We start from the raw sequence: 22,506 nt of genomic DNA, 5'->3' as shown, positions 1-22,506 counted from the left end.
TTTGGCATTAAAAAGACCAGGTGGTCCAAGACCACCAATGAGAAAGAAAGAACCAGATCACCGCATTAATGAGTTAATCAAGGTACCTGAGGTACGCTTGGTGGGAGATAATGTGGAACAAGGAGTTTTCCCTACGCGCAAAGCGTTAGAGTTGGCTGATGAGTTGGAACTTGATTTAGTGGAGATTTCGCCAAATGCTGTACCGCCGGTTTGTAAGATTATCGACTACAGTAAGTTTGTTTACGAACAGAAGAAGAAACAAAAGGAAATCAAAGCTAATGCAAAACAGACTGTTATTAAAGAAATTCGTTTCGGACCTAACTCTGGTGAGCATGATTTTGAGTTCAAATTGAAGCATGCGATTAAGTTTCTTGAAAGTGGAGAGAAAGTTCGTGCTTATGTACACTTCAAAGGTCGTGCTATTGTACACAAGGATCAAGGTGAAATCTTGTTGTTACGCTTTGCTCAGGCTTTGGAAGATTATGGAAAAGTAGAGCTTTTACCGAAATTAGAAGGTAAGCGCATGTTTTTAACAGTAGCTCCAAAGGCTCCAAAAAAATAAAAAGAATTCTAACAGATTGATATAAAATTTATAAGTATTATGCCAAAAGTTAAAACCAATTCCAGCGCAAAGAAACGTTTCAAATTGACTGGAACAGGTAAAATTGCAAGAAAAAATGCTTTCAAAAGCCACATCTTGACAAAAAAGAGCACAAAACGTAAACGTAACTTAACACAAACAAGTTATGTATCTGATGGCGATATGGGCAACGTAAAACGTATGCTTGCTATCGGTAAATAAGTTTTATTCGATTTTATTTAATAATAATTTTTTAACCGGGTACAGGGTTGTAAGTTCATTGAAATACATGGCACCTTCTACCAAACTAATTTTAAAAATATGCCACGTTCGGTTAACGCAGTAGCTTCTAGAAGAAGACGCAAAAAAATCCTAGGCCTTGCAAAAGGGTACTTTGGATCACGTAGCAAAGTTTATACTATTGCTAAAAATACAGTAGAAAAAGGTTTACAATACGCTTACCGCGATCGTAAAACCAAAAAACGCGAGTTTAGAGCTTTATGGATTCAACGTATCAACGCTGGAGCTCGTCAACACGGAATTTCTTATTCCCAATTGATCGGTAAATTAAATGCTAAAAATATTGGTTTGAACCGTAAGGTTTTAGCTGACTTAGCTTTAAATAACCCAGAAGCTTTCAAAGCAGTTGTAGACGCAGTAAAATAGAGTTTTTAATCCGCTATCAATTTGTTAGAGATATTAAAGGAGCCTTTTAGGCTCCTTTTTTGTTTTAAGGACCTAACTCAATGCTATACTTGATTTTATTTCCAATTGCCTAAGGCTACTTTTAAAAGAATTACAATAATATATTATCGCTCCTCTCCCTGTGGTATTTTAAATTAGGTTTGATTTTTGCTAATCTATAAAAAAGCAAATGATGAACTTAAGAACGATTATATTTAGATTTTCGCTTCTATTGGCCGGGAGCGTGATGATTGCAGCTATGGAGCCATCTTCCAAGGCTGTAAACAACGTTGTTGTTAATCAGCAAGCAAAAGTCATCTTGATTGAAGGCGTGAACAATAACCGTACGATAGAGGCCAAAGCAGGAGAGGTCGTGCAAATAAGTGGAGCTGACAATAAAGTGGCCATCCGTGGCAATGTGAGCAAATTGATTATTGAAGGGAAAGGGAATATGGTAACGGGGAATGATATTGCCGCAATTACGATAGAAGGCTCAGACAATATGGTTAATATTGGCTCAGTAGAGACTGTTCAAATTGAGGGGATCAAAAACCATGTTCATTACAAGTCTACAAAAAATAAATCTGGACAGGTGAAAGTGTCTACAGAAGGGGCAGACAATATGGTAATGAAAGTGAAATAGTATATAAAGGAAAATGGGCTGATACAACAAGTATTAGCCCAACGTTCCACTATTTTTTATCATTACAATTTACTTTCTCTTTTTTTCTTTTTCTTGACAACTTTAGGCATGTGAGCTTGCTTTAACTCGTATTGTCTTTCAATGTATTGTATTATTTCGGAGGCGATATCCTTTTTGGTTGCTTTCTCAATACCTTCCAAACCAGGAGATGAATTAACCTCGAGTACTAAAGGACCGCGATCTGAAGGGATCATATCCACCCCACAAACTGTAAGTCCCAATTGTGCCGCTGCAGCAACTGCTGTTTCTCTTTCGGCTTTACTTAACCGGATAATCTGAGCTGTTCCACCACGGTGTATATTAGATCTAAACTCACCTTCCTTAGCTGTGCGTTTCATTGCACCTACAACTTTGCCGTCCACCACGAATGCGCGAATATCAGAGCCCTTAGATTCTTTTATGAACTCTTGGATAAGAATATTGTTGCCAAGACCATAGAACGCTTCAATAACAGAAGACGCAGCTTTCTTAGTTTCAGCAAGTACAACACCGATACCTTGAGTTCCTTCCAATAGTTTTATGACTAAAGGTGCTCCGCCAACCATACTGATGAGATCATCTACATCGGAGGCTGTGCGTGCAAAGCCTGTAATCGGGAGTCCGATACCTGCTCCGGATAAAATTTGTAGACATCTTAATTTGTCCCGCGATCGGGTGATGGCTTGACTGGGATTGGCAGAAATAACATCCATGACCTCAAATTGTCTTACAATTGCAGATCCATAGAATGTTACTGAAGCTCCTATGCGAGGAATGATCGCGTCAATATCACTAAGATCCTGTCCTTTGTAATGGATGCTGGGTTTACCTTGCTGAATACCGACATAACACTTGCTGTGATCAATGACGACACATTCATGCCCTCTTTGTTGTGCGGCTTCTACGAGACGACGAGTTGAGTATAAACTCTTTACTGTCGATAATACGGCAATTTTCACGATTTGTATATTGAGTATATTTTGTGCTAAGATAACAAAATAGCTTGGCTATTTGTTTTATTTTACCAGGGTCTTCCTGGATAGATTTTCTTTGGAAACATCAACCAAAAATCTTTTGTATAAGAAATTTTTACCCAAAAGCATGGGATAAGTCATCTGAGATCGATTTCTAAACGAGATCTTAATGTTAAATACCTGATTGTATAATGCAGCTGTTGTGCGGATATAGAAGCGCTTTTCTTCTTGACCGAATGAACTTTTTACAAGTTTTGTTCTATAGAGTTTTAACTTGAGCGTTTTTGTTTCTTTTGTCTCAAAATTTATGATAAGTTCGCAGATAATCCAGTCCTGACCATCTTCCTTAACCACCTTGTACGAGTTGCAGTGTAGTACCGATGAAGCAGCGCCGGTATCGACTTTTGCTTCTATACCATATATTCCCAATTCAGGTAAATCAAGGGTCTCTTTCCAGCCCACAAGAAGTTTTTCTTTCATTTATACCAAATTGAAAAATATAGCCCTGTCCCATGTATAAGCAGGGGACAGGGATAAAAATCTTTTATTCGTAGATAAATTCTCCGTAAGGAGAGGTTATAGTAACTTTTTTAGCAGTAGATTCTTCCACGCGACCTATGATTTGAGCCGGAATGCCAAATGATTCTGAAATAGCAATGATATCCGATGCAATCGATTCAGGTACATATAATTCCATACGATGTCCCATATTGAATACTTTGTACATTTCTTTCCAGTCTGTATTGGATTCTTTCTGTATTAATTCAAAAAGAGGTGGGATCGGGAAAAGATTATCTTTGATGACGTGCACATTATCCACAAAGTGTAAGACCTTTGTTTGCGCTCCACCAGAGCAATGCACCATCCCGTCAATTTGAGAACGATACTTGTCTAGTATTTGTTTGATAACAGGCGCATAAGTACGCGTCGCTGAAAGAACAAGCTTACCCGCAGTTATTTTTTCTCCGGTTTCAACTTCGATTTCATTTGTAAGATCTTGGCTTCCCGCGAAAACTAGTTCGTAAGGAACAGCTGGATCATATGCTTCAGGATATTTTTCAGCTACTTTTTTGTTAAATACATCATGACGTGCAGAAGTTAGTCCATTGGAACCCATTCCGCCATTGTAGGTCTGTTCATAAGTCGCTTTTCCATTGGACGCTAATCCAACAATGACGTTGCCGCCTTTGATACGATGATTTGAAATAACATCTTCACGTTTCATCCGACAGGTTACAGTACTATCCACAATGATGGTGCGAACCAGGTCACCAACATCAGCCGTTTCACCACCAGTAGAATAGATGCCGATTCCCAATTCGCGAAGCTCAGAAAGGATTTCTTCTGTACCATTGATAATTTCCGCAATCACTTCTCCAGGAATGAGGTTTTTATTTCTGCCAATCGTGGAGGAGAGAAGAATATTGTCAACAGCCCCGACACAGAGGAGGTCATCAATATTCATGATGATAGCATCTTGCGCAATACCTTTCCAAACAGAAATATCACCGGTTTCTTTCCAGTATACATATGCCAATGAAGATTTGGTGCCAGCCCCATCAGCATGCATTATATTGCACCATTCTGGATCTCCACCCAAAATATCTGGAATTATTTTGCAAAATGCTTTGGGAAACAGTCCCTTATCTATGTTTTTTATCGCATTGTGCACATCCTCTTTCCCTGCGGATACGCCGCGTTGATTGTATTTTAAATCTGACATCTTACGGCAAAAATAAGCAATAGGACTGAATTAATGAATCTAATTCGTGTAATTTAATCACTTATTATTATACGCCAGTGTTCAATCAAATTTTCGAGATTGCTTTTTGCATTAGCTGGACTTGTGCTTGGTAAACAGCTATAAATAATGCCTGCCTTTTTTTCGAAATGCTTCAGATACAAACTGTATGCTTTTTGTCCATTAAAGATAATATGTTTGATTGAAGTGTGGGTTTCTAGCAGCTCTGCGATCGGATTGGGGCGTTCATTTTGTATGGCTAAATCCATGCTTCCAGGACGAGAGGCTTCAGCACAAACATCCCAAAGACCAATATTGTTTCTAAGTAAGATACCTATCCGGTCGGTATAATTTATTAGCTCCGGTGCATTGAACAGATATTTGATGACTTTCCAAAATCGATTTTGGGGATGCGCATAATATTCATTTTCCACAAGCGATTTATCTCCGGGTAACGAGCCAAGGATGAGGATCTGGGTAGTCGAACTTACTATAGGCTGAAAGGATCTTTTGAGCATAACCAAAAATAGTAATTTTAAAATTTCATTTGACATATGAAAAAAATAATAGTATATTTATGATATTAAAATGATATCAAATATATATTAAAAAATTATGGAAAAACTTATTAAACCTATGTCAGGCTATTTAGCTTTATTGATTGCTGTTTTCTCTTTTGTCGCAGCAATATTTTCATTTGCTAACGTAGAAGAAAGCTCACTGTATGTCGTATTGGGAGTAGTGTTGATGATCGCTACTTTTTTTATTCTGAAAGGATTAATGATCATTAATCCAAATCATTCCCGTGTATTAAATTTCTTCGGAAAATATGTTGGTACAGTAAAAGAGAATGGTCTTTTCTTTGTCAATCCCCTGTATTCGACTATACGGATAAGTCTTCGTTCAGATAATTTGCAGGGCCAGACACTGAAAGTAAATGACAAGATGGGAAATCCTATAGAGATTGGGGCCGTGATTGTTTGGCAAGTAGGAGACACCTATAAAGCCGCCTATGATGTAAGTAATTACACCTCCTATGTGCGTACACAGAGTGAAGCAGCCGTAAGACATTTGGCTGGCAGTTTCCCGTATGATAATCTTGAGGATGAAGGTGCTGAAATTACTTTACGAGAGGGTGGAGATACCGTAAACCATATTCTTGAACAAGAATTGTCGGATCGTTTGGCACCAGCTGGGGTTATTATTAAGGAGGCAAGAATAAGTCATTTGGCTTATGCTTCTGAAATAGCCGGCGCAATGCTTCAAAGGCAACAAGCAGCAGCTATTGTGGCAGCAAGGGCAAAAATTGTGGATGGAGCTGTTGGGATGGTCGAGATGGCCTTAAATAAGTTGTCAGAAAAGGATATCGTAGTGCTAGATAATGAGAAAAAAGCGGCGATGGTCAGCAATTTAATGGTGGTACTCTGTGGAGAGAAAGCAGCGACACCAATTGTGAATACAGGTACGTTGTACCAATAAACGAAATAGAATGGCGGATAAGAAAAACTTTATGCTGCGCTTAGACGATCAAATGTACAAAGCATTAGAAAAATGGGCGGCGGATGAGTTTAGAAGTGTGAATGGGCAGATAGAATATCTTTTACATAAAGCGCTACAAGAAAATAAAAGATTGGGTGCAGAAAAAAAGACTGCTGATAAGAAATAGGATACAATAAGCAACGAAAACTGTACCTTTGGCTTCGCATTTGACAAAGCTAAAGGTACTTTTTGTTTAATGTTTTAACGAAAGAAGATGAAAATTAATCCAGCATATAAGTTATTGGTCGTAAGCACAAGTACAATTTATGGTAGTAAGTTTTTAGAATATATTAAGCACGACTTTGTCGAATTTATTCAGTCAGACGAATTATTGTTTATCCCTTTTGCGAGACCTTCGGGCATCTCATTTGATGCCTATACGGCTAAAGTTCAAGAAGCCTTAACAGATAGGGGGGTAACCGTCTCGGGATTGCACCAGTTCGCGAATATGAAGAAAGCAATTCAAGATGCAAAGGCTATTTTTATTGGCGGCGGGAATACATTTTTACTATTAAAAACCCTTTATGAACTGGATATAGTCCAGCAATTGCGTGTAAAAGTAGCAAAGGGAATTCCATATGTTGGCACATCAGCGGGTTCCAATTTAACAGGGCTGACTATTGGAACTACAAATGACATGCCTATTGTTTATCCGCCCAGCTTTGATGCGCTTGGTTTTTTACCATTTAATATCAATCCACATTATTTGGATCCAGATCCAAAGTCCACACATCGAGGGGAAACGAGAGAAACGCGAATTAAGGAATTTCATCAGCTGAATACGCAGCCCGTCATTGGTTTACGTGAAGGTAGCTGGTTGCATGTAAATAATGGAAAAATACAGCTGCAAGGTGATTTGGCTGCGTTGCTTTTTAGGCCTGGCCTAGAGCCAGTGGAGTTGGCGCCTGGATTAATTAATTTTTAAGCTATTGTAAAATCTATAGCGCTATTAAACCAAATACATCCGTCCACGCAGTATTAGGGGATTTAAGGCTTTATTAGCCCCAATTATCCTTAGAAAAAATAGTATTTCTATTTGTTGGAAATAATACAAAATAAGCTACTTTTGCCCTAAATCCATTAATTATCTTCCAATGGAACAAAATTCAGCATTACACCCAGCCGATATCGCGGAAGAAATCTCGCGTTTAAGCAAAGGCGAACAACATCAGCAATTTATAAATTATCCTTTGGAGGATAGGTTGGAAATCTTTTGTTTTCTTGAATTGGATGTTCAATACACATTGATCAAATCAATGACGGAACATGAACTCTCCGAATTGCTGAATAATTTAAAACCAGATACCCGTAATGACCTATTGTCGGAACTGCCTGATGATTTAATTAAATACCTGATCAATCTTTTAAATGAGCGAGAAAAGCAAATGGCCTTAGAGCTGATTGGTTATAAGGAGGATAGTATCGCCCGTCTAATGACGCCAATGTATGTGCAAGTTCGCCCTTATTATACAGTTGACGACGTCTTTCGACATATTAAGGTGTTTGGAAAAAAGGCTGAAACGCTCAATTTTATTTATGTTGTTGATGAGAAAAACGTGTTGATCGATGATTTGAAAATTGGTCAATTACTGCTATCAGATTCTTCGACAAAGATTTCTGATTTAATTGACTATAATTTTGCAGCGATTAAAGCTTCAACACCAATGGAGGAAGCTTTCGAGATTTTTCAAAAATATGACCGAAGCGCTTTGCCTATCATCACAGAAGCTGGCGTATTAGTCGGAATTGTCACATTCGATGATGTGCTAGACCGAATTGAAGATCGAGACACAGAAGATATACAGCGATTTGGAGGAATGGAAGAACTAGATCTGGCGTATACCAAAACCCCTTTATTACAATTGATTCAAAAAAGAGCCGGCTGGTTGATCATCTTATTTTTTAGTGAGATGCTTACAGCCTCAGCAATGGGTTTTTTTGAAGGGGAATTGGAAAAGGCCGTTGTGCTAGCGCTATTTGTTCCCTTAATTATATCCAGTGGTGGTAATTCCGGATCGCAGGCCGCATCGTTAATTATCCGTGCAATGGCGCTAGGAGAATTAAAGCTTAAGGATTGGTGGTACGTGATGAAGCGCGAAGTCTCGTCAGGTTTGATTCTAGGGGGGATATTGGGGACGATCGGTTTTCTACGGATATTGGCCTGGCATTTTCTAGGTCTGTATGATTATGGTCCCTATTGGATTGCCATTGGTTTTACGGTAGCAGTTTCCCTATTGTTTATCGTTCTATGGGGAACGCTGTCAGGTTCGTTTATTCCATTTATTTTACGTCGGTTCGGATTGGACCCTGCTACAGCGTCGGCACCATTTGTTGCTACCCTGGTGGACGTTTCGGGATTGATCATATATTTTACTGTCGCTGCTTTCTTTTTGCAGGGAAAGTTATTATAGCTCGATGCTAAAGTCAACCATGAAGAGCCTAAATCATACCGCTTACTTTAGGCTCTTTTTACCGAATAATTTCTTTTTCTGTTAGTGAACTTCCTCCACTAAACCATTTATTTATGCCTGCTTTAAAAAGGGCGTTTGTTGAAAGATGCGTTTGTAGTTAAGGCGGTTGCTATTGACTATCGTTATTAAATGTATAGCGCTCGAAAGCACAGATCCTGTTTATAAATTGAGTCTTCGGTAGATTCTTTCCTTTAAACCGCCTTTTTGCGCAATATAAATTCCTTTTTTTCCTGAAAATATAAAAGCGACTATACATGCTATTGCTATAAATGAAATAGGTTGAATCCCAAATAGTTCATAGCCCATGACAATACAGGCGAGGGGCGTATTTGTAGCACCTGAAAATACAGCAACGAATCCCATCGCAGCCAAGAGGGCGACTGGAAGCGGAATAATCATGCTTAATGCGCTTCCTAAAGTTGCTCCGATAAAGAAAAGTGGCGTGACTTCTCCACCTTTAAAGCCAGCAGAAAGGGTGAAAGTTGTTAAAAGCAATTTGATGATAAAATCATAATAGTTCGACTGATTTACAAATGCATTCTGAATTGTTGGAATACCAAGTCCAATATAGCTGTTGATGTGAAATAAAGTAATAATGATTACCAAAATAATACCACCTAACGCCGGTTTAAGCAGCGTGGATTTAATCCGTTTGAATTGCAGACTAAAGAAGTCACCACTCCATCTAAAAAGCCATGCAGTAATACCAAATAGGATGCCTGCGATAAGGCTAAATCCAATATTGGTCAAGGATAGTGCGGGAATAGCCCCATGAATTGGATAATGAGTGTGTGGGATATTCCACAATTGACAGCTGAAATTCGCTAAATAAGCGGTGAATAAACAGGGAAGAATACCAAAATGCCTTTTTTTTCCAATAAGTAAAACTTCCAGTCCAAATATCGTTCCGGCAAGGGGAGTGCCAAAGACAGCCGCAAAGCCAGCGGTGATTCCGATAGATATCAATATACGGCGTTCAGTTTTATCGAAGTCAAACCAGCGATTGAGCTGATCGGAAATCGCTCCTCCAATCTGTACAGCTGTTCCTTCACGGCCTGCCGAGCCGCCAAACAAGTGAGTCAACAAAGTGCCGAATAAAACTAAAGGGGCCATAATAAGGGGGATGCGGCGCTGAGGATGAAGGTATTCTTCAATGAGCAGGTTATTCCCTTTGCTTGATGTATTACCCCAATACGTATAGGATAACGCGATAACTAGTCCCGCTAAAGGAAGGCCATAAATTATCAAAGGATGAGCTTCTCGGTAATGCGTTACCCAATTGAGGGAAAAGAGAAAAAACGCACAAATAGATCCTACGATACAACCTATCACACTACAGGAGATAAGCCATTTAAGAAAAAAATGAAGATTGCTTTGATTTAAATGTATTATAGCCATCACTCTACACTTTATATAAAATTGTCTTTTTATATTAAAATAGTAGACGTCATCAGCTTCTTAAGGCGGTTCAGGGCAGACATCATTGCCATATGTAATTCAAATTTACAAAAAGCGAATGATAATAACAACCCAACCAGCGATCATAAGCAATCCGCCAAGTGGCGTAATCGGACCAAGAAACTTAAGATTCTTCCTCCAATACTCGGCGAACGATAAAAAATAGATACTTCCGGAAAATAAGATAGTTCCCAAAGTGAAGAGATAAAATGCAACTCTTTCAGATTGATATTCAAAGGAAAGATTAAATCCCAAAGCCAATAGGGTTAGCGCAGTATACATTTGATAGCGAACGCCTACTTCAAACGACTCGATCTTCTCAGCTGATAAGATTTTTTTGAATGCATGGGCTCCAAAAGCACCGAGGATAATAGCAATACCACCAAGTAGGGCGGCTGTGATAATAACAAAATTTTGCATGCCTAAATTCACTAAATTGAGGGTTTGATCATATCAATATGTAGAATTCCATAATCGGGGTAGGGGTCGGAAATTTGTTTAAATCCTAGCTTTTCGTAAAAAGATTTTAAATGAAATTGCGCACCTATCTGTATCTCGCCTGCACCAAACTCTTCGTAGAGAATGGTAATCGACTGATTCATTAATTGTTGACTTAGTCCTGTTCCACGAGCCTGCTCTGCGACAATGACCCGTCCAATGGACGCTTGTGGGTAGGAAAGCCCGGGGGGAACCAATCTGGTGTATGCCATAATTTGATCATTTTGCTCCGTCCAAAGATGAAGACAAGCGAAATCTTTATCGTCCAATTCAGGGTATAAGCATTTTTGCTCCAAAACAAAAACATCCATTCGAAGCTTTAAGATGCGATACAATTCTTTCGTATTGAGTTGGTCAAATTTCTTGAGATTCCATTGAAAATCCATAATTGAAATAAAAAAAGAGTCAAATTAAATCGATATATCAGGGAAGACATACCCGATTTAATTTGACACTAGTGATTTGAAAACTTTTATGCGAGAAGACTTTTAACGACTTCAGAGATTGTTTTGCCATCAGCTTGTCCTGCAAGCTTTTGATTTGTTGCTGCCATTACTTTACCCATATCTTTAATGGAAGAAGCCCCTGTTTCAGCGATAATTGCTTTGACGACGGTCTCAACTTCTTCTTTACTTAATTGTTTGGGTAGGTAAGTCTCAATTACTTTTTCTTCCTCGACTTCAATTTCATACAGATCTTCACGGTTTTGCGTCTTATAAATTTCAGCAGATTCGCGACGTTGTTTGACAAGTTTTTGTAACACTTTAATCTCCGCCTCCTGGCTAAGATCTTCTGCATGACCTTTTTCTGTTTTCGCTAAGAGAATTGCTGCTTTAATTGCTCGTAAACCACGTAATTTTGCCGTGTCTTTTGCGATCATTGCTGCCTTAATGTCTTGATTTATTTGTATTTCTAATGACATGATATTTAATTTATTTTCGATTGACAATGGTGCCCGTAGCTTGTGCAGTAGGCATTATTAATAGATCGTTGATATTGACATGCACAGGTCTAGTAATGACAAAAAGGATGGTTTCGGCAATGTCTTTTCCTGTTAGGGGTTGCACACCATTATACACATTTTTAGCTTTTTCGCGATCTCCGTGGAAACGAACTTCTGAAAACTCCGTCTCGACCATTCCAGGGTCGATGGACGTTACTTTAATTCCTTGAGGCAGCAAGTCAATGCGCATGGCTTTGGTCAACGCATCAACAGCATGTTTAGTGGCGCAGTATACATTTCCATTCGGATAAACTTCTTTTCCTGCAATAGATCCCAAATTGACAATATGAGCACCGTTTCCAGCATCCATAAGTGGTATTACAGATTTACTCACATAGAGTAAGCCTTTTATATTCGTATCAATCATTCTATCCCAATCTCCGATATCTCCATTTTGAATCGGATCCAATCCTTGGCTCAAACCCGCATTGTTGATTAGAATATTTATATTTTTCCACGCTGAAGGTAGACCATCAATTTGATGGGCAACCTGCTCTGCATCTCGAACATCAAGTTCAAAAATATGGATTTGAATTGTCGGGTAGGCAGCAAGAAGAGTATCTTTTAATTTTTCTAAACGATTTAGCCTACGGGCGCAGAGTAAAAGATTGTAGCCCTCTTTCGCTAGTAGCTCAGCGCAGGCCTGACCGATTCCAGAACTTGCTCCTGTGATAAAAACTGTTTTAGTCATATATTCTCACTCTTTGATAATAAAATGTAATTAGATCAACTCAAACAATAGTAGCAGCATTGCGCTATTTTGTAGCAATGTAAATCGTACAGATACCGAATGTTTGCGGTCTAACAATAGTTTCATTGAAACCTGCCTTTTTGTTGATAGCAACGAATTTTTGTCCATCCGGAAATTGAGCAACAGATTCTGGTAGGTATTCATACGCGCTGGAATCTTTTGAAAAAAATTTTCCAATGGTCGGCGTGATAAACTTGAAATAAAAATTGTAGAGTTGCTTAATGGGGAATTTTTTAGGATTTGAAAATTCTAAAATGACAGCCTTTCCACCTGGTTTTAATACGCGGTAAATATCTGACAGCCCCTTTTCTAAATTTTCAAAGTTTCGGACTCCGAAAGCTACTGTGACAGCGTCGAACGTGTTATCTTCAAACTGAAGCCTCTCAGAATCACCCAGTGCAACTTCAAATTGATTGCCCAAGCCCTTACTGGTTATCTTCTTCTTAGCCACCTCAAGCATTCCTTGGGATATATCAACTCCGATAATCTTTTTTGGATTCAAGATTTTAATTGATTCCAATGCAAAATCACCGGTTCCTGTCGCTACATCCAACATCAGTTGCGGTTTTATGGATTTCAAAGCGTTGATGGCTTTTTTGCGCCAGATAATGTCGATTCCCAAAGACAGAAAATGGTTTAAGAAATCATAGGAATGGGAAATGTTATCAAACATATCTGCTACCTGTTTTTTCTTCCCATCCTTGGTGTCTTTATAGGGTTTTAATGTTGAGGAGTCGTGCGTCATTTTACAAAGATACGATATATGAATATTTTTTAGTGCTTAAAAAGGGATTTGTTTTATGCAAAAGTGAGTTTGTTTCGATGATAGTGGCAGCTATTGATTTATTCAATATCATTTTGCTTATTCACAATAACTTAAGTTATTAACATTTATTAATGTACTGGTTTTTAGTGTTATTTTTTTGTTTTCAACATTTTTTCAACAGTACATGTTGAAAACTGTCGGTATAAAACTGTGTTCTTCAAAGCTTTTTGAGGTTTAGATGCTGTTCTTTAAATTTTGCTGTGTGTAACTATGCATGGTGGTGAATTTTATTTTTTATACATTTGTTATCCTATCTAGAATTTGTAAGGATAGCAAAGCTATATTTCTGATATAATATCATGATGAACGACAGTAATTTTGAAGCGAATAATACGGATAATAACAAACGGGGAAGTTATGGTGAGCGCCGTACCAAATTAAATAATTTGGTGAGCGGTTTGGGCAAACTTCCGCCGCAGGCAGTAGATTTAGAGGAGGCTGTTTTGGGTGCTTTAATGCTTGAAAAGAATGCGCTGAGTGAGATTATCGATATTCTGAAACCGGAATCGTTCTATAAGGAATCACATCAAAAGATCTTTGAAGCGATTTTTGGTCTTTTTCAAAAAACTTCCCCAATTGATATTTTAACCGTTACTTCTGAACTTAGACGGATGGGCGCCCTTGAGATGGTCGGTGGTGCTTATTACATTACACAGTTGACGGATCGAGTCGTATCGGCTGCTAATATTGAATATCACGCACGTATCATTTCTCAAAAATATATTCAACGCGAACTTATTAAAGTTTCGACCGAAATTATTAATAGTTCATATGATGAGACCTCAGATATTTTCGATCTTTTAGATCATGCTGAGAAAAGCTTATTTGATATCGCGCAGAATAATCTACGACGAGATTCGAGAAAGATGGATGATATTATGCGTGAAGCGATTTCAAATCTTGAAATGCTTCGAGATCGTACTGATGGTCTGACGGGTGTACCTTCAGGCCTAACTGCATTGGATCGAATGACCTCAGGGTGGCAACCTTCTGATCTTGTAATTATTGCGGCACGTCCAGCCATGGGAAAGACGGCATTCGTACTTTCCGTTGCACGTAACGCCGCTGTGGAGCACGGCAAAGCAGTTGCTGTATTCTCGTTGGAGATGTCATCGGTTCAGCTAGTCAATCGTCTTATCGCCGGTGAAACCGAAATTGAGCAAGAAAAATTGAAAAAAGGAAATCTAGCTGATCATGAATGGCAACAATTACATTCGCGAATCGGACGGTTGACTGATGCGCCTATTATTATTGATGATACTCCGGCATTGAATGTGTTTGAATTTAGAGCAAAATGTAGGCGTCTAAAAGCACAATACGACATTCAAATGGTGATTGTCGATTACTTGCAGTTGATGCACGGAAAAGCTGAAGGTAAAGGTGGTGGTAACCGTGAACAAGAGATTGGTAGTATTTCTCGTGCGTTGAAGTCTGTTGCAAAAGAATTAAATATTCCTGTGCTTGCATTGTCGCAATTGAGTCGTGCGGTGGAATCAAGGCCAGGTAATAGCAAACGTCCTATGTTATCCGATTTAAGGGAGTCTGGATCTATTGAGCAGGATGCGGATATGGTACTTTTCTTATATAGACCAGAATATTACGGCTTAACAGAAGATGAAGAAGGGCGTCCTACCGCTGGTGTCGGCGAAGTTATTATCGCCAAGCATCGTAATGGTGAGACCGGAATTGTTCCACTTCGTTTTGTCGGTAAATTTGTAAAGTTTGTGGATTTAGAAGATGAGTTTTCTGGTATGGGTGGGGGCGATGGATTCGGTGATGCACCTGCTACATTTTCTGCTTCGGCATTGAACCCATCACCAAACTTTGCTGATGATTTTAGTGCTGGAGGTTTCAGTGGCGGTATTACCATGCCATCTCGAATGAATGATATGCCCGATGATGCACCATTTTAGTGATTAATTTTACATATGTATTCCTAATAATAAAAAACCGAATGATTTAAATTCGGTTTTTTAGTTTAAAACGGTCATGCGCCTTATACTGCTTATGTGGGGGGAGGCTTGTTATCGAGGTAGGGTATGAGTATCCGTCAATTGTCTGTATATGCTGTGGTTTATTTGATACACTTGTTAAATGCAGAATAGATGAAAAGTGAATGAAGATAGGAACAATCGGAGTGAACAATTCTTGCCTTTTTGATTGGCTTTATTTTAAATAAATTAGAACTTTACTTAATTTGTACACATACCCAATTTATTAAGATTTTAGGGCTTGGCTAAATGTTGTGATCCGATTTAAAAGTGTCGGAAACAAGACAAGCGCTATTTTATTGCAACACTTATAAAATGTCTAGATGAAGATAACATTACTTTGCATAGGTAAGACGGATGAAAAATACCTGCTTGAGGGAATTGAAAAATACACTAAGCGATTAAAGTTTTATGTCAACTTTAGTATTGTTGTTCTTCCCGATATCAAAAATGTTAAGAGTCTTTCTGCTGAACAGCAGAAAGACAAGGAAGCCCTTTTGATTTTAAAGCAACTGCAGCCCCAGGATTTTGTTGCTCTGTTGGATGAACATGGAAAAGAATTTAGGTCCTTAGAGTTTTCTGCTTATCTGGAGAAGATGATGATACAAAGTGTCCAACATCTGGTGTTTGTCATTGGAGGGCCTTATGGTTTCGATCAAAAAATTTATGATCGAGCGAAGTCAAAAATCTCGCTATCCAAAATGACATTTTCCCACCAAATGATAAGATTGTTTTTTACAGAGCAGCTATATCGAGCTTTTTCCATCATGAAGGGCGAGCCTTATCATCACGAATAATATGGAAAAAAGTTGTTAACTTCATCATGAATAAAAACAAGCTTATGAATTTGCCAAATAAACGAGATTATCACTATAAAAGTGACGAAGGAGAGAAAAATAGCCAATTGAATAAATACATTATGATTGCTTGTATCGTTATAGTAATCATATTGGCATTTTTTTTCGCATAGGTTGATACCTCGCCATACGGATGTTAGTAAAAGAAATAAATCTCTTACTTAATATCCGTATGGAGGATATCAGCAGATGATTTTAATAAAATTTAATTGAAGTATTTAAGCTAGAACGCTTAAATTTTTGGAGAAGGTTGGCAGGTTTTGCGCGTTCTTTTTGGCGTAGTGTTGTTTACGAATCCCCAATTAGTCATGTAGAACGACAAGGGATTGATCTCTAATAATTTTTTCATTTTTTCTTTTTTAACCATATAATAATTTATTGATACACTATGTATAATATCAATAATCGAGCCAAATTCTATTATTTGCCATTTTTGGCTAAATAACTACCTCTCTACTGCGGCTATTTGTGAATATAATTCAAGTCTAATTGAAAAAAGCAGCCCCGTGGGAAAGGGCTGCTTTAGATTAGTGCATTTATTTTTTATCAATTTTATATAATTTTCCGAGGTCTGTTATAGCATACAAAGCACCATCTTGACCCTGTGTAATATCTCTAAATCGCTGTCCTTCATTACCTAATAGACGCTCTTCCCCAACCACCTTGTTATCCTTTAGTATAATTCTAGCAATATGCATGCTGCTTAGTCCGCAAATGAAGAGATTATTCTTCCATTCTGGAATGTTTTGCCCAGTATAGAAAGTAATTCCACTCGGAGAGAGGACAGGATCCCAGTAATAAACGGGTTGTTCTAATCCATCTTTTTGCTGTATACCCTCACCAACTTTATCCCCTTTATATTCTATGCCATACGTAATCGTTGGCCAGCCATAATTCTTACCAGATTCAATTCTATTCAATTCATCACCTCCACGTGGGCCAAATTCCGTTTCCCAAAGATCGCCAGTTTCTGGATGTAAGGCGAGTCCCTGAGGATTGCGATGCCCATAGCTGAGAATTTCAGGACGTGCATTCGATTTGCCCAAAAATGGGTTCCCTTGGGCAGGTTTTCCATCGGTGGTAATACGTAAAATCTTTCCTAATGCTGCATTTAAATCTTGCGCCAGAGGTCTTGTAACCAAATCAGACCTCTCGCCTGTGCTGACAATAATATTTCCATGTTTGTCAAATATAATGCGTCCGCCATAATGCAAGTTGCCTTTGTGAGCAGGAGTGGCTTGATAGATCACCTTAGCACCTTCTATGGATTTTTCGTCGGCCGATAGTTTTCCCTTTGCAACAGCAGTTAATGTTCCGGCGGCTGTATTATCGGAAAAAACCCAATATACCATACGGTTTGACTCGAAATTTGGATCAAGTCGTACCCCCAAAAGTCCTCCTTGCCCACTGCTATTGACCTGAGGTAAACCCTTGATTGGTTCACTTAATTTCCCTTCTGCTGTTACAATTCGGAAATCGCCCTCTTTCTCTGATATCAATAATCGGCCATCAGGCATTGCGGTGATGCCCCAAGGTGATTTTAATCCCTCTGCAATCACTTTACCGTCATAAGGTGTGGTGGTTTTTGCACCCTGAATTCTAGTTTGTCCTGCAAATGCCGGTTTATAATTTGTGTTTCCCTTTTGAGTTTCTACAGCAGGATAGCTTGTTGTATCCATCGGAGCATTCGCACTACTATCCGAACCTGAGGTCGAATTGGCAGGGCTTGAATGGCATGCCGTCAATCCTAATGATACTGTTAAAAGGCTTATAGTCAATTTGGTTTTCATTATTTGTAAGTTGTTTTGGTTTGATTATCGATTTGAAGATATTAAAAATTAACGAAATATTATTTTACGGGAATGTAATATTATAAATAGGATTACAGCCTATCCCAATGAAGACGGATAGATCGATCCTTTAACAGATGATTACAACTCGTCAAGACACTATTTTCCCGAAAGGCAACTGTTTACAATCTGCTGTAGTTCACTATCCTTGTTGACGTAATAGTCACTAATATCCAGAATCGTATTGGTGTTTAAATTATACGTACATACAGGAAGGTAGTTGGGTTCTGCAGAGGTTTCCAACGTTTTAAAATACTCCGCACTTTCCTGAATACTTGAAAACTCTTTAGATTCGCAATGCTGTGTTTCCTGATTATATGCAATGGTTATAAAGTTCTTTTTCATATTATCCACCTTTTAACAGAATAACGAAAATTGCGAAGTAAAAGTTTTAGAAATTTTTCAATTTAAAAATTATTGCCTCCTATTTTATCAAACGGTGATATGGCTGGCATCTATTGACTGTCCAAAAAATATCTTTGCTTTGCTTTCAAAATCTAGCGGATCATCGGTCGTATAAAACGCCAATTGTTCCTTTTGGGAACAAATCGTCTCAATTTCTTCATGTCTATTAAGATAGTCTTTTAGGCTAGCCGCGACAATAGGGCCTTGAGAGATGATCTGTATATGGTTTGGTACATATTTCTTGATTACAGGCAATAATAGGGGGTAGTGCGTGCAGGCAAGCACTATGGTATCAATCTGAGCCGACTGATGTAAAAGTTCCCGTATATCCTTTTCGACAAAATAATGGGCGCCTTCGGTATTGATTTCATTGTTTTCCACTAGGGGCACCCAAAAAGGGCAGTCGTGCTGAAAAACCTCAATTTCAGGGTTAAATTTGTGAATTTCTATTTTATAGGATTCTGATTTTACTGTCCCTGTAGTGGCTAAAATACCAATTTTATTGGTTTTGGTAAAATTATGAACCATTTCGGTAGTGGGTCTAATTACTCCAAGTACTTTCTTTCCAATGGGAAGATCGTTTTGTTGAATGGTTCTTAATGCTTTAGCTGAAGCTGTGTTACATGCCAGTATAACAAGGTTACATCCGAGGTCAAATAGTTTAAAAACACATTGTTTGGTGTAATTATAAACAGTCTCAAACGAGCGTGTACCATAGGGAACACGGGCATTATCACCTAAATAGATATAATCATATTGAGGCAAAAGGTGTTGAATTTCTTTGAAAACGGTGAGACCGCCATAACCAGAATCAAAAATGCCAATAGGACCGGGAGCTTTTAAATTATTCATAACATACTGTTATAAGTTCCTTCACTTATAACAGTATGTTACAAGATTCAGATTTATTGAAGCAAAGATGGTTTCTCTTTATATATTTTCCAAATTAATTCGCCAAATAATGTATTCGTCCAGGCAAACCAATGTCTTGTGAACTTTTTAGGATCGTCTTTATGGAAAGATTCGTGCATAAAGCCGGTTCCACCATGAGTATTTATCAAAGTCTTAATGCAGTTACGAATCTCCTCATCATTCGTCGAGGTCTGTGCCCGCATGATAATGGACATCGGCCAGATCATATCTCTGCCTATGTGAGGACCACCAATACCTTCCGCTGCGGTTCCTTTGAAAAAGAATGGATTTTTATCGGACAGCACAAAGTTACGGGTACGTTGATAAACTTCATTATTAATATCGACAGCTCCTAAGTATGGTAAGGCCAGTAAGCTGGGTATATTGGCATCATCCATCATCAGATGACTCGAAAACCCGTCCACTTCGAAGGCATATATACGACCTAGTGTTGGGTGATCGATGATGCCGTACTTATTTACTGCTGCTTCTACCTCGTTTGCAAGTGCTTCCATTTTATCGGCGAGTGCCTGTTCATTTTTGACTTTTTTCAATATCTCTGCAGATTGCCTAAGACTCACAATTGCAAACAAATTGGAGGGAATCAAAAAGGAGAAAATGGTAGAATCGTCTGAAGGTCGAAAACTAGAACAGATCAATCCAACTGGATTCACAGGATACCCATAACCATCAACCTGCAATGTATCTGATCCTCTTGAAGTAGTGCGCTCAAATTTATAAGGACCGAGACTGTCTTTTCGTTGTTGCTCAACGAAAGTTTGATATATTTTATGTTGGGCGTCCAGCCATTCCTCATTAAATGGACTACTGTCTTTGGTTTCTTTCCAGTAATGATAGGCTAATCGAATTGGATAACACAACGAATCGATTTCCCATTTCCGTTCATGAATCCCAGGTTTCATGTCGGTATGATCGCTAAACCATTCGCCCTTTTTGGTTGGATCATTATAAAATGCATTGGCGTAGGGGTCAATATTGATGCATTTACTCTGCTTTTGGATTAGTCCAACAATCAGATCCTGTAATTTTTTATCCTTTTTCATAAAGGGAAGATAGGGCCATACTTGCGCACTGCTATCACGTAACCACATGGCGTCTATATCTCCTGTAATGACGTACGTGTAGTTTCTTCCATTTTGTACATAAGGGAAAACTGTGGTGTCAAGGGTATTGGGAAAACAGTTATTAAATAACCACGACAGCTCCTTATTTTTAACATTTTTCTGAAATTCTACAATAGCATCCTCTATTACTTTACTCGAAAAAAGCCTCTTCTCTTTGACGGTACGCACTTTAGGAAAAGAATGTTCTTGAGCAAATGAAAATTTGCTGGTAAGTGCACCCGCGGTTAACAGGCTTGCGTTTTGGATAAATGTTCTGCGCTTCATGCTTATTAGGACTGTTTATTTATGATATAAGGTTATTTACTAACATGCAAGATATAAATATTTTTGAATAAAAGGAATAGCAAATACGATTTAGCATTTTAAAATTGACCAAAGATGTGAATTAAGTCATTTTTATTCGGTTAATTTGCGTTTAGGAATGCATTTTGCTATAAAAAACAATCTTTTAAAAAATTTTATGAGGCTTAATATAACAAAAAACAATAATTTACTTCGATTGACGTTGGCAAGCATTGGAGTAGGCGTTTCCTTAGGAGCTGTTGCCCAAATTAAGAGCCAGCCTTATTCGTATCATTTTTATCAGAAAATGAACGATGCAGTTTATTCTACGGAAACCAGGATCCATACTTCTGCTAAACCCTTCGTCATTAAAGACTCTTTATTGTTAGCCAAGTTTGATTCAATTCAATCCAACAAACCCGTGTCTTCGTCCAACTGGTTTATGCGCAAGATTTTTAATGAACATCTTGTCCAAGTCGACAAGGACGATTATACATTCTATGCTGATTTTTTACCAGATCTTTATATTGGAAAAGATATGCTAGGAGATAAACGGCGTACTTGGATGAATAGTAGAGGATTTCAGGTGGGTTTAAATGTTGGGAACAAATTTACTTTCAATACGTCAGCATTTGAAAGCCAGGCAGTTTTTCCTAAGTATCTGGATGACTACATTGTTGCGAATAAAGTTGTTCCTGGTCAAGGAAATACGAAATTTCAGTCTAAAAATAAAATGGACTGGATGTATGCGACAGCGAGCATGACTTATGATGCACATAAATATATCCAGGCCACTTTGGCTTACGACAAAAACTTTATTGGAGATGGTTATCGTTCGATGCTTTTGTCCGACTTTTCTTCCAACTATGCACATCTTAAATTAACCGGAACAATAGGAAATGTTCAATACACTTCAATTTGGGCCTATATGAACGATCCGACACACCCTAGACAAGATTTAACGGGCACATATCCTATGGAGGGGCAAAATAACACCCGCTTGGGAGATGGAAAGAAATGGGGGGCCTTTCAATATTTGGATTGGAATGTAACCAATAAATTATCTGTAGGTTTTTTCCAATCCGTTGTTTGGGCCGCGCAGGATGAAGGAGGAAGAAGAGGTTTTGATTTTAGTTATCTGAGTCCAGTTATCTTTATTCGTCCTGTCGAAAGTAATAATACGACTTCGCCGGATAAAATGTTTTTGGGCTTAACTTCCAAATATAAGCTTCCATATCGATTGACAGCATATGGCCAGTTCCTGTTAGGAGAGTTTACGGCGAAAGAATTTTTTGCAGGAAATGGATACGCACATAATAAATGGGGTGCACAGCTTGGCGTAAGAGGGTATGATATGTTTGGCGTAAAGAATTTAAACTTTCTAGCCGAATACAATACGGCTAGACCATATACCTACGCGCACTTTAAATCGTATTCAAACTATAGTAACAACGCCGAGCCATTGGCGCATCCAAAAGGGGCAAACTTTAGAGAGCTTGTTGGACTGGTTAATTACGCATGGGACAGATGGGACTTTTCATTGCAGGGAATGTTTACTCAAAATGGGCTGGATCTACCCGACGGAAGTAATATGGGGGGAAACATCTTTCAGTCCTATAATACAATACCAAACTTATATGGCAATCATATTGCACAAGGTATAAAGAATAATATCTATTATGCAGACGCTAAGGCAGCCTATGTACTTAATCCAAAGTATAATCTTCGTCTAGAACTCGGATACACCCAACGTTATGCAAAAGCGAAATACGAAACGCCTATCGTCAATAAATCTGGCGTGATCTCATTCGGCCTTCGCTCAAGTTTCCGGGCAATTTATAATGATTTATAACAATG

At 38.4% G+C, this 22,506-nt stretch carries 25 protein-coding genes and 1 riboswitch; of the genes, 11 read left to right on the top strand and 14 right to left on the bottom strand.

The window, feature by feature from the left end; genetic code table 11:
• Position 1: 1 nt before the first annotated feature.
• The 4 genes from infC (at position 2) to B3E00_RS10295 (ending at position 1,907) form a co-directional block, all read left to right on the top strand.
• Positions 2–562 (top strand): translation initiation factor IF-3, encoded by a 561-nt coding sequence (gene infC, locus B3E00_RS10310; RefSeq protein ID WP_075993338.1) that lies wholly within the window; start codon positions 2–4, stop codon positions 560–562.
• A gap of 39 nt (positions 563–601) precedes the next feature.
• Complete coding sequence (rpmI, locus tag B3E00_RS10305; RefSeq protein ID WP_002993964.1) at positions 602–802, top strand: 50S ribosomal protein L35; 201 nt, start codon at positions 602–604, stop codon at positions 800–802.
• Between the two features lie 99 nt (positions 803–901).
• Positions 902–1,246 carry a 50S ribosomal protein L20 gene (rplT, locus tag B3E00_RS10300; protein WP_046674462.1) on the top strand — a complete coding sequence of 115 codons (345 nt, stop codon included), beginning with the start codon at positions 902–904 and terminating at the stop codon, positions 1,244–1,246.
• Positions 1,247–1,454: 208 nt separating this feature from the next.
• Complete coding sequence (locus tag B3E00_RS10295) at positions 1,455–1,907, top strand: DUF3060 domain-containing protein (RefSeq protein ID WP_293886890.1); 453 nt, start codon at positions 1,455–1,457, stop codon at positions 1,905–1,907.
• A gap of 62 nt (positions 1,908–1,969) precedes the next feature.
• Here B3E00_RS10295 and rimK read toward each other — a convergent pair whose 3' ends face one another.
• From rimK to B3E00_RS10275, 4 genes are all read right to left on the bottom strand, one after another.
• Positions 1,970–2,905, bottom strand: coding sequence for a 30S ribosomal protein S6--L-glutamate ligase (rimK, locus tag B3E00_RS10290; protein ID WP_293879431.1), 936 nt, complete (start codon positions 2,903–2,905; stop codon positions 1,970–1,972).
• 57 nt (positions 2,906–2,962) lie between these two features.
• The gene (locus B3E00_RS10285; protein ID WP_209574610.1) at positions 2,963–3,400 is read right to left on the bottom strand and encodes an ATP-dependent zinc protease; all 438 of its coding nucleotides are present in this window, start codon (positions 3,398–3,400) and stop codon (positions 2,963–2,965) included.
• Positions 3,401–3,464: 64 nt separating this feature from the next.
• Entirely contained in the window at positions 3,465–4,643 is a 1,179-nt protein-coding gene (locus B3E00_RS10280; RefSeq protein WP_293879429.1) for an AIR synthase related protein, read from the bottom strand.
• Positions 4,644–4,696: 53 nt separating this feature from the next.
• Positions 4,697–5,179, bottom strand: a complete 483-nt coding sequence (locus B3E00_RS10275; protein ID WP_293879428.1) for a DNA-deoxyinosine glycosylase — start codon at positions 5,177–5,179, stop codon at positions 4,697–4,699.
• 97 nt (positions 5,180–5,276) lie between these two features.
• Here B3E00_RS10275 and B3E00_RS10270 point away from each other — a divergent pair, with 97 nt between their 5' ends.
• The 4 genes from B3E00_RS10270 to mgtE all read left to right on the top strand — a co-directional run bounded on the left by B3E00_RS10270 (position 5,277) and on the right by mgtE (position 8,611).
• Complete coding sequence (locus tag B3E00_RS10270; protein WP_293879427.1) at positions 5,277–6,140, top strand: SPFH domain-containing protein; 864 nt, start codon at positions 5,277–5,279, stop codon at positions 6,138–6,140.
• Between the two features lie 10 nt (positions 6,141–6,150).
• On the top strand, positions 6,151–6,327 hold the full coding sequence (locus tag B3E00_RS10265; RefSeq protein ID WP_153848792.1) for a ribbon-helix-helix domain-containing protein: 177 nt from the start codon (positions 6,151–6,153) through the stop codon (positions 6,325–6,327).
• Between the two features lie 87 nt (positions 6,328–6,414).
• Complete coding sequence (gene pepE / locus B3E00_RS10260) at positions 6,415–7,125, top strand: dipeptidase PepE (protein ID WP_293886885.1); 711 nt, start codon at positions 6,415–6,417, stop codon at positions 7,123–7,125.
• Positions 7,126–7,294: 169 nt separating this feature from the next.
• Positions 7,295–8,611 (top strand): magnesium transporter, encoded by a 1,317-nt coding sequence (gene mgtE / locus B3E00_RS10255; RefSeq protein WP_293879425.1) that lies wholly within the window; start codon positions 7,295–7,297, stop codon positions 8,609–8,611.
• A gap of 219 nt (positions 8,612–8,830) precedes the next feature.
• Here the strand turns inward: mgtE and B3E00_RS10250 are convergent, their stop codons facing one another.
• The 6 genes from B3E00_RS10250 to ubiE form a co-directional block, all read right to left on the bottom strand.
• A complete protein-coding gene (locus B3E00_RS10250; RefSeq protein ID WP_293879424.1) occupies positions 8,831–10,069 on the bottom strand; it encodes a chloride channel protein in 1,239 nt (412 codons plus the stop codon).
• Positions 10,070–10,105: 36 nt separating this feature from the next.
• Positions 10,106–10,168: riboswitch (Fluoride riboswitch) on the bottom strand.
• Between the two features lie 6 nt (positions 10,169–10,174).
• A complete protein-coding gene (locus B3E00_RS10245) occupies positions 10,175–10,549 on the bottom strand; it encodes a DUF423 domain-containing protein (RefSeq protein ID WP_293879423.1) in 375 nt (124 codons plus the stop codon).
• Positions 10,550–10,560: 11 nt separating this feature from the next.
• A complete protein-coding gene (locus B3E00_RS10240; protein ID WP_293879422.1) occupies positions 10,561–11,013 on the bottom strand; it encodes a GNAT family N-acetyltransferase in 453 nt (150 codons plus the stop codon).
• Between the two features lie 86 nt (positions 11,014–11,099).
• On the bottom strand, positions 11,100–11,549 hold the full coding sequence (locus tag B3E00_RS10235; protein ID WP_293879421.1) for a GatB/YqeY domain-containing protein: 450 nt from the start codon (positions 11,547–11,549) through the stop codon (positions 11,100–11,102).
• Between the two features lie 10 nt (positions 11,550–11,559).
• Entirely contained in the window at positions 11,560–12,321 is a 762-nt protein-coding gene (locus B3E00_RS10230) for an SDR family oxidoreductase (protein ID WP_293886883.1), read from the bottom strand.
• A 64-nt stretch (positions 12,322–12,385) separates the two neighbouring features.
• On the bottom strand, positions 12,386–13,126 hold the full coding sequence (ubiE, locus tag B3E00_RS10225) for a bifunctional demethylmenaquinone methyltransferase/2-methoxy-6-polyprenyl-1,4-benzoquinol methylase UbiE (RefSeq protein WP_293879420.1): 741 nt from the start codon (positions 13,124–13,126) through the stop codon (positions 12,386–12,388).
• A gap of 383 nt (positions 13,127–13,509) precedes the next feature.
• Here ubiE and dnaB point away from each other — a divergent pair, with 383 nt between their 5' ends.
• Entirely contained in the window at positions 13,510–15,120 is a 1,611-nt protein-coding gene (gene dnaB / locus B3E00_RS10220) for a replicative DNA helicase (protein ID WP_370877891.1), read from the top strand.
• A gap of 401 nt (positions 15,121–15,521) precedes the next feature.
• Positions 15,522–15,995 carry a 23S rRNA (pseudouridine(1915)-N(3))-methyltransferase RlmH gene (rlmH, locus tag B3E00_RS10215; protein ID WP_293879419.1) on the top strand — a complete coding sequence of 158 codons (474 nt, stop codon included), beginning with the start codon at positions 15,522–15,524 and terminating at the stop codon, positions 15,993–15,995.
• A gap of 596 nt (positions 15,996–16,591) precedes the next feature.
• On the opposite strand, the gene B3E00_RS10210 is transcribed toward rlmH, so the two are convergent.
• From B3E00_RS10210 to B3E00_RS10195, 4 genes are all read right to left on the bottom strand, one after another.
• Positions 16,592–17,845, bottom strand: a complete 1,254-nt coding sequence (locus B3E00_RS10210; protein WP_293879418.1) for a PQQ-dependent sugar dehydrogenase — start codon at positions 17,843–17,845, stop codon at positions 16,592–16,594.
• Between the two features lie 159 nt (positions 17,846–18,004).
• Entirely contained in the window at positions 18,005–18,250 is a 246-nt protein-coding gene (locus tag B3E00_RS10205; RefSeq protein WP_293879417.1) for a hypothetical protein, read from the bottom strand.
• Positions 18,251–18,337: 87 nt separating this feature from the next.
• Positions 18,338–19,162: a glutamate racemase gene (murI, locus tag B3E00_RS10200; RefSeq protein WP_293879415.1), complete on the bottom strand. Its 825-nt coding sequence runs from the start codon at positions 19,160–19,162 to the stop codon at positions 18,338–18,340.
• Between the two features lie 53 nt (positions 19,163–19,215).
• A complete protein-coding gene (locus tag B3E00_RS10195) occupies positions 19,216–20,631 on the bottom strand; it encodes a glycoside hydrolase family 125 protein (protein ID WP_293938354.1) in 1,416 nt (471 codons plus the stop codon).
• Positions 20,632–20,827: 196 nt separating this feature from the next.
• On the opposite strand from B3E00_RS10195, the gene B3E00_RS10190 reads away from it, so the two are divergent.
• Positions 20,828–22,501: a gliding motility protein RemB gene (locus B3E00_RS10190; protein ID WP_293938353.1), complete on the top strand. Its 1,674-nt coding sequence runs from the start codon at positions 20,828–20,830 to the stop codon at positions 22,499–22,501.
• Positions 22,502–22,506 lie beyond the last annotated feature (5 nt).

It is taken from the genome of Sphingobacterium sp. UBA5996 (assembly GCF_002429765.1).
Taxonomy (GTDB): Bacteria; Bacteroidota; Bacteroidia; order Sphingobacteriales; family Sphingobacteriaceae; genus Sphingobacterium.
This window is presented reverse-complemented; position numbering and strand designations above follow the sequence as displayed.